This window comes from Kitasatospora sp. NPDC048194, assembly GCF_043202455.1.
GTDB lineage: Bacteria > Actinomycetota > Actinomycetes > Streptomycetales > Streptomycetaceae > Kitasatospora.
On record NZ_JBIDAK010000013.1, the window covers coordinates 39,458 to 55,651 of the forward strand.

Annotated in this window: 14 protein-coding genes; 12 read left to right on the forward strand and 2 right to left on the reverse strand. The window is 73.0% G+C overall.

What is annotated here, in order from left to right:
• The first annotated feature begins 117 nt into the window (after positions 1–117).
• The 7 genes from ACGF07_RS17850 to glmM all read left to right on the forward strand — a co-directional run bounded on the left by ACGF07_RS17850 (position 118) and on the right by glmM (position 7,605).
• The gene (locus ACGF07_RS17850; RefSeq protein ID WP_049649049.1) at positions 118–1,140 is read left to right on the forward strand and encodes a DNA-directed RNA polymerase subunit alpha; all 1,023 of its coding nucleotides are present in this window, start codon (positions 118–120) and stop codon (positions 1,138–1,140) included.
• Between the two features lie 127 nt (positions 1,141–1,267).
• The gene (rplQ, locus tag ACGF07_RS17855; RefSeq protein ID WP_350735722.1) at positions 1,268–1,765 is read left to right on the forward strand and encodes a 50S ribosomal protein L17; all 498 of its coding nucleotides are present in this window, start codon (positions 1,268–1,270) and stop codon (positions 1,763–1,765) included.
• 91 nt (positions 1,766–1,856) lie between these two features.
• Positions 1,857–2,774: a tRNA pseudouridine(38-40) synthase TruA gene (gene truA, locus ACGF07_RS17860; protein ID WP_392899703.1), complete on the forward strand. Its 918-nt coding sequence runs from the start codon at positions 1,857–1,859 to the stop codon at positions 2,772–2,774.
• 398 nt (positions 2,775–3,172) lie between these two features.
• Positions 3,173–4,831 carry an ABC-F family ATP-binding cassette domain-containing protein gene (locus ACGF07_RS17865; protein ID WP_392899705.1) on the forward strand — a complete coding sequence of 553 codons (1,659 nt, stop codon included), beginning with the start codon at positions 3,173–3,175 and terminating at the stop codon, positions 4,829–4,831.
• 246 nt (positions 4,832–5,077) lie between these two features.
• Positions 5,078–5,521, forward strand: a complete 444-nt coding sequence (gene rplM / locus ACGF07_RS17870; protein WP_030055846.1) for a 50S ribosomal protein L13 — start codon at positions 5,078–5,080, stop codon at positions 5,519–5,521.
• Positions 5,522–5,554: 33 nt separating this feature from the next.
• Positions 5,555–6,076, forward strand: coding sequence for a 30S ribosomal protein S9 (rpsI, locus tag ACGF07_RS17875; protein WP_392899910.1), 522 nt, complete (start codon positions 5,555–5,557; stop codon positions 6,074–6,076).
• A gap of 164 nt (positions 6,077–6,240) precedes the next feature.
• Positions 6,241–7,605 (forward strand): phosphoglucosamine mutase, encoded by a 1,365-nt coding sequence (glmM, locus tag ACGF07_RS17880; protein ID WP_350735999.1) that lies wholly within the window; start codon positions 6,241–6,243, stop codon positions 7,603–7,605.
• A gap of 105 nt (positions 7,606–7,710) precedes the next feature.
• On the opposite strand, the gene coaA is transcribed toward glmM, so the two are convergent.
• A complete protein-coding gene (gene coaA, locus ACGF07_RS17885) occupies positions 7,711–8,706 on the reverse strand; it encodes a type I pantothenate kinase (protein WP_350735731.1) in 996 nt (331 codons plus the stop codon).
• A 99-nt stretch (positions 8,707–8,805) separates the two neighbouring features.
• Here coaA and glmS point away from each other — a divergent pair, with 99 nt between their 5' ends.
• Positions 8,806–10,662, forward strand: coding sequence for a glutamine--fructose-6-phosphate transaminase (isomerizing) (gene glmS, locus ACGF07_RS17890; RefSeq protein WP_392899708.1), 1,857 nt, complete (start codon positions 8,806–8,808; stop codon positions 10,660–10,662).
• A 39-nt stretch (positions 10,663–10,701) separates the two neighbouring features.
• Here glmS and ACGF07_RS17895 read toward each other — a convergent pair whose 3' ends face one another.
• Complete coding sequence (locus ACGF07_RS17895) at positions 10,702–11,259, reverse strand: Uma2 family endonuclease (protein ID WP_392899711.1); 558 nt, start codon at positions 11,257–11,259, stop codon at positions 10,702–10,704.
• A gap of 171 nt (positions 11,260–11,430) precedes the next feature.
• Between ACGF07_RS17895 and ACGF07_RS17900 the strand changes: the two genes are divergently transcribed.
• From ACGF07_RS17900 to tsaE, 4 genes are all read left to right on the forward strand, one after another.
• Positions 11,431–12,906: an NAD(P)H-hydrate dehydratase gene (locus ACGF07_RS17900; protein WP_392899713.1), complete on the forward strand. Its 1,476-nt coding sequence runs from the start codon at positions 11,431–11,433 to the stop codon at positions 12,904–12,906.
• Positions 12,907–13,059: 153 nt separating this feature from the next.
• Positions 13,060–14,259: an alanine racemase gene (gene alr, locus ACGF07_RS17905; RefSeq protein ID WP_350735743.1), complete on the forward strand. Its 1,200-nt coding sequence runs from the start codon at positions 13,060–13,062 to the stop codon at positions 14,257–14,259.
• A complete protein-coding gene (locus ACGF07_RS17910) occupies positions 14,256–15,542 on the forward strand; it encodes an alpha/beta fold hydrolase (protein WP_392899716.1) in 1,287 nt (428 codons plus the stop codon). Before alr ends, ACGF07_RS17910 begins: the two co-directional genes overlap by 4 nt.
• Before the next feature lie 97 nt (positions 15,543–15,639).
• Entirely contained in the window at positions 15,640–16,134 is a 495-nt protein-coding gene (tsaE, locus tag ACGF07_RS17915) for a tRNA (adenosine(37)-N6)-threonylcarbamoyltransferase complex ATPase subunit type 1 TsaE (RefSeq protein WP_392899719.1), read from the forward strand.
• Positions 16,135–16,194 lie beyond the last annotated feature (60 nt).

Sequence of the window (16,194 nt, forward strand, 5' to 3'; positions counted from 1 at the left end):
CGTCACACCTCGTACGGGCTCCCACGTAGTGATTCGTCGCTGCTCGCGGGAGCCCGTACGCTTGGTCCTGTCGGCATCAAATAGTGGGTGCCGAAGACAACTGGAGGAACATCCCCCATGCTTATCGCTCAGCGTCCGTCGCTGACCGAAGAGGTCGTCGACGAGTTCCGCTCGCGGTTCGTGATCGAGCCGCTGGAGCCGGGCTTCGGCTACACCCTCGGCAACTCCCTGCGCCGCACGCTCCTGTCGTCGATCCCGGGTGCCGCTGTCACCAGCATCCGCATCGACGGCGTCCTGCACGAGTTCACCACCGTGCCGGGCGTCAAGGAGGACGTGACCGACCTCATCCTCAACATCAAGCAGCTGGTCGTCTCCTCGGAGCACGATGAGCCGGTCGTGATGTACCTGCGCAAGCAGGGCCCGGGTGTCGTCACCGCCGCCGACATCGCCCCGCCGGCGGGTGTCGAGGTGCACAACCCGGAGCTGGTCCTCGCCACCCTGAACGGCAAGGGCAAGCTGGAGATGGAGCTGACCGTCGAGCGCGGTCGCGGCTACGTCTCCGCCGTCCAGAACAAGGCCTCCGGCCAGGAGATCGGCCGCATCCCGGTCGACTCGATCTACAGCCCCGTGCTGAAGGTCACCTACAAGGTCGAGGCCACCCGTGTCGAGCAGCGGACCGACTTCGACAAGCTGATCGTCGACGTCGAGACCAAGCCCGCCATGCGTCCGCGCGACGCCATGGCCTCGGCCGGCAAGACCCTGGTGGAGCTGTTCGGCCTCGCCCGCGAGCTGAACATCGACGCCGAGGGCATCGACATGGGCCCGTCCCCGACGGACGCCGCCCTGGCCGCCGACCTGGCGCTGCCGATCGAGGAGCTGGAACTCACCGTCCGCTCCTACAACTGCCTCAAGCGCGAGGGCATCCACACCGTGGGTGAGCTCGTCGCCCGCTCCGAGGCCGACCTGCTCGACATCCGCAACTTCGGTGCGAAGTCGATCGACGAGGTCAAGGCGAAGCTGGCCGGCATGGGCCTGGCCCTCAAGGACAGCCCGCCCGGGTTCGACCCGACCGCCGCCGCCGACGCCTTCGGCGCCGACGACCTCGACGACTCGCACTTCGCCGAGACCGAGCAGTACTAAGAGATTTGGCCGCGGGGGCGGTTCCACGGAGCCGCCCCCGTCGTCATGAAAGCCGTACGGGCACCGTGCCCGTACGCCCGCTGCGGTACCTGGTACGGCCGCAGTCGGAGATTCGAGGAGTAATTCCATGCCGCGTCCCACCAAGGGTGCCCGTCTGGGCGGTGGCCCGCACCACGAGCCGCTGCTGCTCGCCGGTCTGGCCCGTGAGCTGTTCCAGTACGGCCGCATCACCACCACCGAGGCCAAGGCCCGCCGCCTGCGCCCGCTGGCGGAGAAGCTGATCACCAAGGCGAAGAAGGGCGACCTGCACAACCGTCGCCTGGTGCGCAAGACCATCACCGACGTCTCGGTGCTGCACACCCTCTTCACCGAGATCGCGCCGCGCTACGAGAACCGCCCGGGTGGCTACACCCGCATCACCAAGATCGGTCCCCGTCGTGGCGACAACGCCCCGATGGCCGTGATCGAGCTGGTCGAGGCGCTGACCGTCGCGCAGACCGCCGTCGGCGAGGCCGAGGCCGCCACCAAGCGCGCCTCGAAGGAGGCTGCCGCCGAGAGCGCTGCCGCCGCCCCCAAGGCCGACGAGACCAAGGCCGACGAGGCCGAGGCCGCCGAGCAGGCCTGACACCTCTGGGTGTGTTGCGGGCCCGTTCTCCCAGCGATGGGGGAGCGGGCCCGTTCCCTTGTTCTTCGAGGTCCCGGGAGAAGAGAGACACGTGGTCAACGATTGCGCCGAGCAGCCGCCGGTGAAGGACGGCCCGGCCGACGGGCACGTCCGGGTCCGGCTCGACCTCGCCTACCACGGTGCCGAGTTCTCCGGCTGGGCCCGCCAGAAGGGCGGCCGGCGGACCGTCCAGGAGGAGATCGAGACCGCGCTGCAGGTCGTCACCCGCAGCCCGGAGCACTTCCCGCTCACCGTGGCCGGCCGCACCGACGCCGGGGTGCACGCCCGCGGCCAGGTCGCCCACGTCGACCTGCCGGCCGAGCTGTGGGAGGCGCACCGCGAGAAGCTGCTGCGCCGGCTGGCCGGCCGGCTGCCCGGGGACGTCCGGATCTACCGGGTCGGCGAGGCGCCGGCCGGGTTCGACGCGCGGTTCTCGGCGATCTGGCGCCGCTACGCGTACCGGGTCGCCGACCACCCCGGCGGCGTCGACCCGCTGCTGCGCGGGCACGTGCTGTGGCACGACCGGCCGCTGGACCTGGACCGGATGAACGCGGCCGCGAAGCTGCTGCTCGGCGAGCACGACTTCGCCGCGTACTGCAAGAAGCGCGAGGGCGCCACCACCATCCGCACCCTGCTGGAGCTGCGCTGGGACCGCGTCCCGGTGGACTCCTACGCCGCCCAGGAGGGCTCGCTGGCGGTCGCCACCGTCCGCGCCGACGCCTTCTGCCACAACATGGTCCGGGCCCTGGTCGGCGCGATGCTGCTGGTCGGCGACGGGCACCGGCCGGTGGAGTTCCCCGGCGAGGTGCTGGCGGGCGGGGTGCGCAACTCGGCCGTCAACGTGATCCGGCCGTACGGGCTCACCCTCGAAGAGGTCGGCTACCCGCCGGACGACCAGCTCGCCGAGCGCAACCGCCAGGCCCGGCGGATGCGGACCCTGCCCGGGCAGGGCGACGCGCCCAGCGCCTAGGGGCCCGTCTTCAAACCCCCGCCTGCGGGCCGACGCCAGGGCGCGCGCCTCGCCGCGTTGTCGTCGGTCGCCGATGGCCCCCAGCCTCCGGCCGGGAGGTGCCCCCACCGCATGGACTCTCCCCCAGCCTCCGGCCGGGAGGTGCCCCCACCCCAGCCTCCGGCCGGGAGGTGCCCCCACCCCAGCCTTCGGCCGGGAGGTGCCCCCACCCCAGCCTTCGGCCGGGAGGTGCCCCCATCCTCCGCCTTGCGATGCACGCACCCCAACGCCGCCCCGCCAGCCCTTCGGGCGGACGACGGGGGTTTGAAGACGGGCCCTAGGGGCCTGTCCGGCGGGCTCGGCCGGGCCGGGCCGAAATCGGTTTTGGCCGGACGCGTCCGCTTGGGACAATCCTCCTCATGGGACACGTCGAGATTTCGCACCTGGAGTACTACCTGCCGGACGGGCGGGTGCTGTTCGACGACGCGTCCTTCCGGGTCGGCGAGGGCGCCGCGGTCGCCCTGGTCGGCGCCAACGGGGCCGGCAAGACCACCCTGCTGCGCATGATCGCGGGGGACGTCCAGCCGCACGGCGGCTCGGTGACGATCAGCGGCGGGCTCGGCGTGATGCGCCAGTTCGTCGGCACCACCGGCCGCGAGGACCAGGCGGCCGGCCCCGGCGCCCTGCCGGCCGACGCGTCGGTGCGCGACCTGCTGGTCTCCGTCGCCCCCGAGCGGATCGCCAAGGCCGCCCGCGCGGTGGACGCCGCCGAGCTGGCGATGATCGCCCAGGACGACGAGAAGACGCAGATGGCCTACGCCCAGGCGCTCTCCGACTGGGCGGACGTCGGCGGCTACGACTACGAGACCGACTGGGACGTCTGCACCACGGCGGCCCTCGGCATCCCCTTCGACAAGGCCCAGTGGCGCGGTCTGAACACCCTGTCCGGCGGCGAGCAGAAGCGGCTGGTGCTGGAGGCGCTGCTGCGCGGCCCGGAGGAGGTGCTGCTGCTCGACGAGCCGGACAACTACCTCGACGTGCCCGCCAAGCGCTGGCTCGAGGAGGCCATCAAGGCCACCTCGAAGACCGTGCTGTTCATCTCGCACGACCGCGAGCTGCTCTCCCGCACCGCCGACAAGATCATCAGCGTCGAGACCGGCGCGGCCGGCAGCAGCGTGTGGGTGCACGGCGGCGGCTTCGACACCTTTCACGAGGCGCGCAAGGCCCGGTTCGAGCGCTTCGAGGAGCTGCGCCGCCGCTGGGACGAGGAGCACGCCAAGCTGAAGAAGCTGGTCGTCACCCTGCGCCAGGCCGCCGCCGTCAGCCACGAGATGGCCTCCCGCTACGCCGCCGCCCAGACCCGGCTGAAGAAGTTCGAGGACGCCGGCCCGCCGGAGACGCCGCCGCGCGAGCAGACGATCACCATGCGGCTCAAGGGCGGCCGCACCGGCGTGCGCGCCTTCACCCTGGAGCAGCTGGAGCTCACCGGCCTGATGGACCCCTTCGACCTGGAGGTCTTCTACGGGGAGCGGGTCGCGGTGCTGGGTGCCAACGGCGCCGGCAAGTCGCACCTGCTGCGGCTGCTGGCCGGGGACAGCAGCGTTGCCCACACCGGCAGCTGGAAGCTCGGCGCCCGGGTGGTGCCCGGCCACTTCCGGCAGACCCACGCCCACCCGGAGCTGTTCGGCCGCACCGTCCGCTCGATCATCGAGGAGGAGCACGCGCTCAGCCGCGGCGCCGCGATGGGCGCGCTGCGCCGCTACGAGCTGGACCGCCAGGAGGAGCAGAAGTTCGAGTCGCTGTCCGGTGGGCAGCAGGCCCGGCTGATGATCCTCAAGCTCGAACTCTCCGGCGTGACGGCCCTGTTGCTCGACGAGCCGACCGACAACCTGGACCTGGAGAGCGCCGAGGCGCTGCAGGCCGGGCTGGAGGCCTTCGACGGCACCGTGCTGTGCGTCACCCACGACCGCTGGTTCGCGAAGACCTTCGACCGCTTCCTGGTGTTCGGGGCGGACGGCCGGGTGTACGAGTCGCCGGAGCCGGTCTGGGACGTGACCAGGGTGGAGCGCGAACGCTGAGCGGCCGGGCGGGGGGGCCGTCGACCGGCGGCCGAGGCGATTTTTGACCCCTTCGGGTCGTGCCGGTAACCTGGACGCTTGATGTGCGTATTGGCTCGCTCTATCTCACGTGAGAGGTCGGTACGCCGGAGACATCAGGTCGACGACCAGCGGCCACCCTTGAATTGCGTCCAAGGTTGGCCAGGCTGCTCTTCCGTCCGGGTGCTCCTGTCAGGACTCACTCACTGAAAAGCGAAGGCTACGACCGTGCGTACGTACAGCCCCAAGCCCGGCGACGTCCAGCGTCAGTGGCACGTCATCGACGCGACCGACGTCGTGCTCGGCCGCCTGGCCTCCCAGGCCGCCAACCTCCTCCGGGGCAAGCACAAGGCGATCTACGCGCCGCACGTTGACACTGGTGACTTCGTCATCATCATCAACGCCGACAAGGTGCACCTGTCCGGTAACAAGAAGACCCAGAAGCTGGCCTACCGCCACTCGGGCTTCCCGGGCGGTCTCCGTTCGGTGCGCTACGACGACCTGCTGGCGAACAACCCCGAGAAGGCCGTCGAGAAGGCCATCAAGGGCATGATCCCCAAGAACAGCCTGGGCCGTCAGATGCTCTCGAAGCTGAAGGTCTACTCGGGCGACCAGCACCCGCACGCTGCCCAGCAGCCGGTGCCGTTCGAGATCACCCAGGTCGCGCAGTAATTCGGCCACCAAGCCCCCCATCACTGAAAAGAGCTGAGGAACACCGTGGCCGAGACCACTGAAACCCTTGAGGTCGACTTCGACGAGGCCGCCGAGGCCGTCGAGGGCGAGTACACCTCCGAGGAGAGCTACACCTCCGAGTCCCTGGCCGGCCGCTTCGGCGAGGCCACCCCGGGCGCCGGCCTCGGCCGTCGCAAGGAGGCGATCGCCCGCGTGCGCATCGTCCCCGGCACCGGCCAGTGGAAGATCAACGGTCGCACCCTCGAGGGCTACTTCCCCAACAAGGTGCACCAGCAGACCGTGAACGAGCCCTTCAAGCTCCTCGAGCTGGACGGCCGTTACGACGTCGTCGCCCGCATCAGCGGTGGCGGCGTCTCCGGCCAGGCCTACGCGCTGCGCCTCGGCGTGGCCCGTGCCCTGAACGAGGCCGACGTGGACAACAACCGCGGCGCCCTCAAGAAGGCCGGCTTCCTGACCCGTGACGCCCGCGCCGTCGAGCGCAAGAAGGCCGGTCTGAAGAAGGCCCGCAAGGCGCCGCAGTACAGCAAGCGCTAATCGCGTCCCCGGGGGTGCGTTCCGCCCTGGCGGCGCACACCCCCTGGTTGCGCAAACCGTCGCCCCGGAGTACCCCGCGTACTCCGGGGCGACGTGTTCCCCGGCTATCGTGCGGCGGCCGGGGTCATCGGTGGGTTCCGAGCATGGTGATGGAGGACGTGACAGTGGGACGACTCTTCGGTACGGACGGCGTGCGCGGGGTGGCCAACGAGGGCCTGACGGCGGAGCTGGCGCTCGGCCTGTCGGTCGCGGCCGCCCACGTGCTCGGCGAGGCCGGCGCCTTCGACGGGCACCGGCCCGTCGCGGTGGTCGGCCGGGACCCGCGTGCCTCGGGCGAGTTCCTGGAGGCGGCGGTCATCGCCGGTCTGGCCAGCTCCGGCGTCGACGTCCTGCGGGTCGGTGTCCTGCCCACCCCGGCCGTGGCCTACCTCACCGGCGCGCTCGGCGCCGACTTCGGCGTGATGCTGTCCGCCAGCCACAACGCCATGCCGGACAACGGCATCAAGTTCCTCGCCCGCGGCGGCCACAAGCTGGACGACCGGATCGAGGACGCCATCGAGGCGCACTACCGCAAGCACACCGTCGGCGGCGAGGACTGGAACCGTCCCACCGGTGCGGCGGTCGGCCGGGTGCGCGAGTACACCGAGGGCTTCGACAAGTACGTCGCCCACCTGATCGGCGTGCTGCCCAACCGCCTGGACGGCATCAAGGTCGTCATCGACGGCGCCCACGGCGCGGCCGCGTACGTCGCCCCCGAGGCCTTCGCCCGGGCCGGCGCCGAGGTCGTCCACACCCTGGGGGCCGAGCCCACCGGTCTGAACATCAACGACGGGGTCGGCTCCACCCACCTGGACCGGCTGCGCGCCGCGATGAAGGAGCACCGGGCCGACCTCGGCATCGCCCTGGACGGCGACGCCGACCGCTGCCTGGCCGCCGACGCCGAGGGCAACGAGGTGGACGGCGACCAGATCATCGCCATCCTCGCCGTCGCCATGCGGGAGGCCGGCACCCTGCGCCGCAACACCGCGGTGGCCACCGTGATGTCCAACCTCGGCTTCAAGCTGGCGATGGAGCGCGAGGGCATCGACCTGGTGGAGACCGCCGTCGGCGACCGCTACGTGCTGGAGGCGATGAAGGAGCACGGCTTCGCGCTGGGCGGCGAGCAGTCCGGCCACGTGATCCTGCTGGACCACGCCACCACCGGTGACGGCACCCTGACCGGCCTGATGCTGGGCGCCCGACTGGCCGCCACCAAGCAGCCGCTGGCCGACCTGGCCGCGGTGATGACCCGTCTGCCGCAGGTGCTGGTCAACGTCAAGGGCGTCGACAAGAGCCGGGTGGGGACGAGCACCGGACTGGCCGCGGCGGTCGCCGCCGCCGAGGCCGAGCTGGGCGCCACCGGCCGGGTGCTGCTGCGCCCCTCCGGCACCGAGCCGCTGGTCCGGGTCATGGTCGAGGCCGCCGACGCGGCGCAGGCCGAGACGGTCGCGCAGCGGCTGGCCGAGGCGGTCCGCACCCACCTGGGCTGAACCGCCGTCAGGCCGGCGGCGCCGGCCGTACGGCGCCGCAGGACGGCGAAGGCCCCCACCGGTTCCGGTGGGGGCCGCTTGCCGTTGCCCGTACGTCCGGTGGGCTCAGAGCTTGCGCAGCAGCGCCCGGCGGACCTTGTGGTCCGCGCCCTTCTGCAGGATCAGGGTGGCCCGGCCCCGGGTGGGCAGCACGTTCTCCAGCAGGTTGGGCTTGTTGATGGTGCGCCAGACCTGCCGGCCGTACTCCATGGCCTCCTCCTCCGGCACCTCGGTGAAGCGGCGGAAGTAGGAGTTCGGGTCCTGGAAGGCGGTCTGCCGCAGTTTGCGGAAGCGGTCCAGGTACCAGTGCTCGATGTCGTCCGTGCGGGCGTCGACGTAGATCGAGAAGTCGAAGTAGTCGGCCACCGCGAGGCGGGTGCGGCCGTCGGTGCCGGGCAGGGCCGGCTGGAGCACGTTGAGGCCCTCGACGATCAGGATGTCCGGGCGTTCCACCGTCAGCCGCCGGTCCGGCACGATGTCGTACACCAGGTGCGAGTACACCGGCGCGGTGACCCGCTCCTTGCCCGCCTTGACGTCCGCGACGAAGCGCATCAGCGCCCGGCGGTCGTACGACTCGGGGAAGCCCTTGCGGGCCATCAGGCCGCGCCGGCGCAGTTCGGCGTTGGGCAGCAGGAAGCCGTCGGTGGTGACCAGCTCGACCCGGGGGTGCTCGGGCCAGCGGGCCAGCAGGGCCTGGAGCAGACGGGCCGTGGTCGACTTGCCGACCGCGACCGAGCCGGCCACCCCGATGATGAACGGGGTGCGGGTGCGTTCGGTGTCCGGGGTGTCCAGGAAGGTGCCCAGGGCGCCGCGCAGGTCATGCGTGGCGTGGATGTACAGGTTGAGCAGCCGGGACAGCGGCAGGTAGACGTCACGCACCTCGTCCAGGTCGAGGGCTGTGCCGAGACCGCGCAGCTGCTCCACCTCCTCGGCGGTCAGCGGCAGCGGCGTACGCTCGCGCAGCGCACTCCACTCGGCCCGGCTGAGGTCCACGTAAGGGGACGGCGACGGGCCGGGCGTGGGGGCGCCCCGCGTACAGAGTTCGGTCAGCACATGCTCCATTGTGAGCCGTCGCGGTGTTCACGGTGGCTGTGGTGTCGGTCACGCAGAGTTGGCCCGAGAGGGGAAAAGGGCCACAGAACGGCCCTTATGCTGGCACGCATGTGCGGAATTGTTGGATACGTGGGCGCGCAGTCCGCCCTCGACGTAGTAATCGCGGGCCTGCAGCGGCTGGAGTACCGGGGCTACGACTCGGCCGGTGTCGCGGTGCAGGCGAAGGACTCCCAGGGGCAGTGGGGTCTGGTCACCGACAAGCGGGCGGGGAAGCTCGCCAACCTGGAGAAGTCCCTCGCCGAATCGCCCCTGCCCGGCGGCACCACCGGCATCGGCCACACCCGCTGGGCCACCCACGGCGGCCCGACGGACGCCAACGCCCACCCCCACCTGGACGACGACAACCGGGTGGCCGTGGTCCACAACGGCATCATCGAGAACTTCGCCCAGCTGCGCGCCGAGATCGCCGAGCGCGGCCACACCCTCCGTTCCGAGACCGACACCGAGGTCGTCGCCCACCTGCTGGGCGAGGCGTACCAGGGCGACCTCGCCGAGGCCATGCGGGTGGTCTGCCGCCGCCTGGACGGCGCCTTCACCCTCGTCGCCGTGCACGCCGACGCGCCCGGCGTGGTGGTCGGCGCCCGCCGCAACTCGCCGCTGGTGGTCGGCCGCGGCGAGGGCGAGAACTTCCTCGCCTCGGACGTCGCCGCCTTCATCGCCCACACCCGCGAGGCGATCGAGCTGGGCCAGGACCAGGTCGTCGAGCTGCGCGCGGACGCCGTCACGGTGACCGACTTCGACGGCAACCCCGCCGAGGTGCGCGAGTACCACGTCGACTGGGACGCCTCCGCCGCCGAGAAGGGCGGCTACGACTACTTCATGCTCAAGGAGATCGCCGAGCAGCCGAAGGCCGTCGGCGACACCCTGCTGGGCCGGATCGGCACCGACGGCCGGCTGACGCTGGACGAGCTGCGGATCTCCGACGCGGACCTGCGCTCCGTCGACAAGGTCGTCATCGTCGCCTGCGGCACCGCGTTCCACGCGGGCATGATCGCCAAGTACGCGATCGAGCACTGGACCCGCATCCCGTGCGAGGTCGAGGTCGCCTCGGAGTTCCGCTACCGCGACCCGATCATGGGCCCGGGCACGCTGGTCATCGCCATCTCGCAGTCCGGCGAGACCATGGACACCCTGATGGCCCTGCGGCACGCCCGGGAGCAGGGCGCCAAGGTGCTGGCGATCTGCAACACCAACGGCTCCACCATCCCGCGCGAGTCGGACGCGGTGCTGTACACCCACGCCGGCCCGGAGGTCGCGGTCGCGTCCACCAAGGCGTTCCTGACCCAGCTGGTCGCCTGCTACCTGGTCGCCCTCTACCTGGGCCAGGTGCGCGGCACCAAGTGGGGCGACGAGATCTTCGCCGTCATCAAGGAGCTCGGCGACGCGCCGAAGCAGGTCGAGCAGGTCCTGGAGACCATGGAGCCGGTGCGCGAGCTGGCGCGCTCGCTGGCCGACGCCCGCTCGGTGCTGTTCCTGGGCCGCCACGTCGGCTTCCCGGTGGCCCTGGAGGGCGCGCTCAAGCTCAAGGAGCTGGCGTACATGCACGCCGAGGGCTTCGCGGCGGGCGAGCTCAAGCACGGCCCGATCGCGCTGATCGAGGAGGGGCTGCCGGTCGTGGTGGTCGTGCCCTCGCCGCGCGGGCGGTCGATCCTGCACGACAAGATCGTCTCCAACATCCAGGAGATCCGGGCCCGCGGCGCCCGCACGATCGTGATCGCGGAGGAGGGCGACGAGGCGGTCGTGCCGTACGCGGACCACCTGATCCGCATCCCGGTCACCCCGACCCTGCTCCAGCCGCTGGTCTCCACCGTCCCGCTCCAGGTCTTCGCCTGCGAGCTGGCCACGGCCAAGGGCCACGAGGTCGACCAGCCGCGCAACCTGGCCAAGTCGGTCACGGTCGAGTAGTCGAGCAGCCGTGCACGGCGCCCCTGCGGTGGCTGCGTCCTACCGCAGGGGCGCCGTGTCGAGCGCGAACGAGAAGGGGGCGGGCAGGTCGATCGGCTTGCCGAAGTCGGCCTTGGTGAGCGCCCTGTAGTCACCGTCCTGGGGTTCGGTGAACAGGGTGACCGTGCCTTCGCTGCGATCGATCAGCAGGTAGCAGGGGATGCCCGCAGCGGCGTAGCCCTTGCGCTTCGGCTCGCGGTCCTTGTACGGACTGGTCGAGGTGATCTCGAACACGAGCAGGACTCCATCCGCCGGAGCCCAGGACTCCAGGTGGTCGAAGTGGTCCTCCGGGACCACCGTCCCGTCGGGGATGAAACGGCCTCCGGGGGTGATGAGGCCCTTGTTGCCCGCGATGTCCAGTTCGATCGAGGCGTTCCGGAAGAACTGCTTGGCGACCTTCGAGAACGCGCCCTCATGCGGCCCGTCCGGCGGTGGCGTCACAACGATCTCCCCTTCGATGAGCTCGGCCTTGAAACCGGGCGGCGTGTCCAGCTCCAGAAATGCCTGGAGAAGACCGTCCTGGCCCAGCGGCTGCTCGACAGCTGGCATGGCGACCATGGCCCTTCTCCCTCCTGTGGGTCCGTGCCGAGCCACAAGGTAGGCATACGGACCGACACCGGAGGGGGATCGACGTGGGTGTCACTCGAAAGTGTGCCGCAGGCCCGGCTCCCATGGGGCGGTGGCGCGGGCTAGCGTCGGCGGTAGCCGACCGCTGAAGGAGTTCTCCCCATGCGTCATGCACACCCTGTGGAAACCGTCCGCGCCGCCGAGGCCGCGCTGATGGCGCTGCTGCCGGAGGGCACGCTGATGCAGCGGGCGGCCGCCGGGCTGGCGGCGACCTGTGCGCGGCTGCTGATCCGGCGTCGGGGGCGGGTGTACGGCAGCCGGGTGGCGGTGCTGGCGGGCAGCGGGGACAACGGGGGTGACGCCCTGTACGCCGGGGCGGCGCTGGCCCGGCGCGGGGCGCGGGTGACGGCGGTGCTGCTGACGCCGGAGAAGGCGCACCCGGGCGGGCTGGCCGCGCTGCGGGCGGCCGGCGGCCGGGTGGCGGCGGAGCAGGAGGTCGGCCTGGCCGACTTCTCGCGCGCGGACCTGGTGCTGGACGGGATCGTCGGCATCGGCGGCCGGGGCGGGCTGCGCCCCGAGGCGGTGCCGTACGCGCGGGCCGAACGGCGCGGCGTCGTGGTGGCGGTGGACCTGCCCAGCGGGGTGGACGCGGACAGCGGCGAGGTGCCCGGCGAGGCGCTGCGCGCGGACGTCACGGTGTGCTTCGGCACGTACAAGCCCGGGCTGCTGGTCGACCCGGGCGCCGAGTACGCGGGTGCGGTGCAACTGGTGGACATCGGGCTGGAGCTGCCCGACCCGGAGTTGACGGCCCTCCAGCACGCGGACGCGGCGGCGCTGCTGCCGAGGCCCGGCACGGAGAGCGACAAGTACCGGCGCGGCGTGGTCGGGGTGGCGGCCGGCTCGGCGACGTACCCGGGGGCGGCGCTGCTGGCGGTGGCCGGGGCGCTGCGGGGCGGCGCGGGCGCCGTCCGGTACGTCGGCACGGCGGCCGAGGAGGTGGTGCGGCGCTTCCCGGAGGTGCTGGTCACCGAGGGCGGCCCGGCCGGGGCCGGGCGGGTGCAGGCCTGGGTGGTCGGGCCGGGCGGCGGCGAGGGGGCGCGGCAGGCGCTGACCGAGGCGCTGGCGGGCGACGTCCCGGTGCTGGTGGACGCGGACGGGCTGACCGAGCTGGGCCGGCTCGGGCCGCGGGCACTGGCCGGCCGGACGGCGCCGACCCTGCTCACCCCGCACACCGGCGAGGCCGCCCGGCTGCTCGCGGGCGCGGAGGGCACCGCGCCGCCCGCGGCCGACGCGCTGGCCGCGACCCGGCTGGCGACCGCCCGGCGGCTGGCGGCCGCCTACCGGGCGACGGTGCTGCTGAAGGGCTCCACGACGGTGGTGGCCGACCCGGGCGGGGCCGTCCGGGTGAACCCGACCGGCACCTCCTGGCTGGCCACCGCGGGCAGCGGGGACGTGCTGGCCGGCCTGGCCGGCTCCCTGCTGGCCTCGGGCCTGGCACCGCTGGACGCCGCCTCGTTGGCCGCCTACCTGCACGGTCTGGCGGGGCGCGAGGCGGCGGGCGCCCCCGGTGCGCCGGTGACCGCGATCGGCGTCGCCCAGGCGCTCCCGGCGGTCTGGCGGGCGGTCCGCGCGGGGTAGCCGAACGGAACCGGCCGGTCCGTTCCCGGCGTCCCAGACCACGCGGACCAGCCGTCCGCCGCAGGTCGGAGGGGTGCCCGGCGTCCCGGTGCCGACCGCCGCGCCGACGGGCCGTTCGGCGAGGACTCCGGGACGTCTGGGAGACTGACCCTGATGACAACTGCGAACACGACCGGCACGGCCACCCTCACCGACGGCGTACGGGCCGAGGCGACCATCGATCTCGCCGCCCTGCGCGGCAACCTCGCCGCGCTGCGCGAGCGCGTCGGCGGCTCCGCCGTGATGCTCGCGGTCAAGGCCGACGCCTACGGCCACGGCGCGGTCGAGTGCGCCCGGGAGGCGGTCGCCGCCGGCGTGGGCTGGCTCGGCTGCGCGACGCCCGAGGAGGCGCTGGCGCTGCGGGCCGCGGGCATCCGCCCGGGGCAGGCCCGGATCCTGTGCTGGCTGTGGACACCCGGGGGGCCGTGGCGCGAGGCGCTGCGCGCCGACCTGGACATCTCGGTGAGCGGCCAGTGGGCGCTGGACGAACTGCTGCCGGCCGTCCGGGAGACCGGCATCCGGGCGCGGGTCCACCTGAAGGCCGACACCGGCCTCGGCCGCAACGGCTGCCAGCCGCACGACTGGCCGCAGCTGGTGGCGAACGCCCGGCGCGCCGAGGCCGAGGGCCTGCTCGAGGTGGTCGGCGTCTGGTCGCACTTCGCCGCCGCGGACGAGCCCGGCCACCCGTCCATCCGCGCCCAGCTGGACTCCTACCGCGCCGCGCTGGCGCACGCCGAGGCCGCCGGGCTGCGCCCGCAGGTCCGGCACCTGGCGAACTCGCCGGCCACCCTGCTGCTGCCCGAGGCGCACTTCGACCTGGTCCGCACCGGCCTGGCCGCGTACGGGCTGTCCCCGGTGCCCGAGGTGGGCTCGCCGGCCGACTTCGGACTGCGCCCGGTGATGGCGCTGACCGCCCGGCTGGCGCTGGTCAAGCACGTGCCCGGCGGACACGGGGTCAGCTACGGCCACCACTACGTGACGCCCGGCCCGACCACGCTCGGGCTCGTCCCGGTCGGCTACGGCGACGGCGTCCCGCGCCACGCCAGCGGCACCGGCCCGGTGCAGATCGGCGGCAAGTGGCGCACGGTGGCCGGCCGGGTGGCGATGGACCAGTTCGTGGTGGACCTGGGCGGTGACACCCCGGAGACCGGCGACGAGGTGCTGCTGTTCGGCAACGGCGAGCGCGGTGAACCGACCGCCGAGGACTGGGCCCGCGCGAGCGGCACCATCTCGTACGAGATCATCACCCGGATCGGCGCCCGGGTGCCCCGCCGCTACCTCGGCGGCAGCCACCGAGAGGGCCTGCCGGCATGACCGGGGCACCGGCCGAGGGCAATCCGGCCGCGGCGGTGGCCAAGGCGGCCGGTGTGGCCACCGGGGTGAGCCGGGCCGGTGTGATCGGGATCTCCGTCGGGGTGCTCGCGGCCGGCGCGGCCGCGGGCGTCGCGATCGAGCGGCTGACGGTCGGCCGGGCGATGCGCCGCCGCGCCCGGGCCGAGCTGGACGCGGCCGCCCCGTACGGCTCGCTGCGCGGGCGCCCGACGACGGTGGCCGCGCCGGACGGCACGGAACTGTACGTCGAGCTGGACGGCACCGGCTGGGACGAGCCGGACGGCGCGGGGCCCGAGCGCCCCGAGCCGCTGACCGTCGTGTTCAGCCACGGCTACTGCCTCAACCAGGACAGCTGGCACTTCCAGCGGGCGGCGCTGCGCGAGGGCATGCGGCTGGTCTTCTGGGACCAGCGCAGCCACGGCCGCTCCGAGCGCTCCCGCTCCTACCTGGCGGGGGAGTCGGCCAGCATCGACCACCTGGGCGGCGACCTCAAGGCGGTGATCGACGCCGTCGCGCCCACCGGGCCGCTGGTGCTGGTCGGCCACTCGATGGGCGGCATGACGGTGATGGCGCTGGCCGACCAGCACCCGGAGCTGTTCCGGGAGCGGGTCGCCGGGGTCGCGCTGGTCGGCACCCTCGCGGGGGGCTGGAACGAGGTGAGCCTCGGTCTCCCGAAGGCCGGGGCGAAGCTGTTCCGGAGGGTGGCGCCCGGCGTGGTGAAGCTGCTCGGCCGTCAGGTCGAGCTGGTGGAGGCGACCAGGCGGGCGGGCTCGGACCTCAGCGCCGTCCTCTACCGGCGGTTCTCCTTCGGGAGCCGGGACGTCGACCCTTCGGTGGTGCGGTTCGCCGAACAGCTGCTGGACGCCACTCCGATCGACGTGGTCGCCGAGTTCTTCCCGGTGTTCGGCGCGCACGAGAAGTACGAGGCGCTGGCCGCCCTGCGCGGCCTGCCGGCGCTGGTGCTGGCCGGGACGAAGGACCTGCTCACGCCCGCCACGCACAGCGAGGCGATGGCCGAACGGCTGCCCGGCGCCGAGCTGGTCCTGGTCGAGGGCGCCGGGCACCTGGTGCTGCTGGAGTGCCCGGGGCTGCTCGACCACGAGCTGGCCCGGCTGCTGCGCCGGGCCGCGGCCTTCGCCGGCGCCGCGCCGCTGCCGGCCGGTGTCCTCCGACTGGCCGGCGAACAGCCCCAGGGCCAGGACCAGGGCGAGGACCGGGACCGGGCCGGCGACCAGGGCCCGGACCCGGCCGTCGACCCGGCCTGACCCCCCGCCCGCCACGGCGGGGCCCGGCGATGTGGCACGGTAGCGGTGGCGGCCGGTGGTCGGTGCGCCGCTACGGAGCGAAGGGCAAGACACACGCATGGGCTCGCACGCCACTCTCACCGTCCCCACGCCGGAGCGGATGGGCCGGCTCGGCCGGGAGCTGGCCGCGCTGCTGCGGCCGGGTGACCTGGTGCTGCTCTCCGGGGAGCTGGGGGCCGGGAAGACCACGCTGACCCGCGGCCTGGGGGAGGGGCTGAAGGTCCGCGGGGCGGTGACCTCGCCGACCTTCGTGATCGCCCGGGTGCACCCCTCGCTGGTCGGCGGGCCGGCCCTGGTGCACGTGGACGCGTACCGGCTGGGCGGGGACCTGGACGAGATGGAGGACCTCGACCTGGACGTCTCGCTGCCGGAGTCGGTGGTCGTGGTCGAGTGGGGCGAGGGCAAGGTCGAGCGGCTGTCCGACGACCGGCTGGAGGTGCGGATCGAGCGGGCGATCGGTGACACCGCCGGGGAGGACCACGACCCGCGCCGGGTGGTGCTGACCGGCATCGGGGACCGCTGGGCGGACGCGCGGCTGGAGGAACTGGCCTGACCGGACCGCCCCCGTTTTGCCGACAGCGTGTCGGCATGGTGTTGCGGGCGGGGTGCCGGG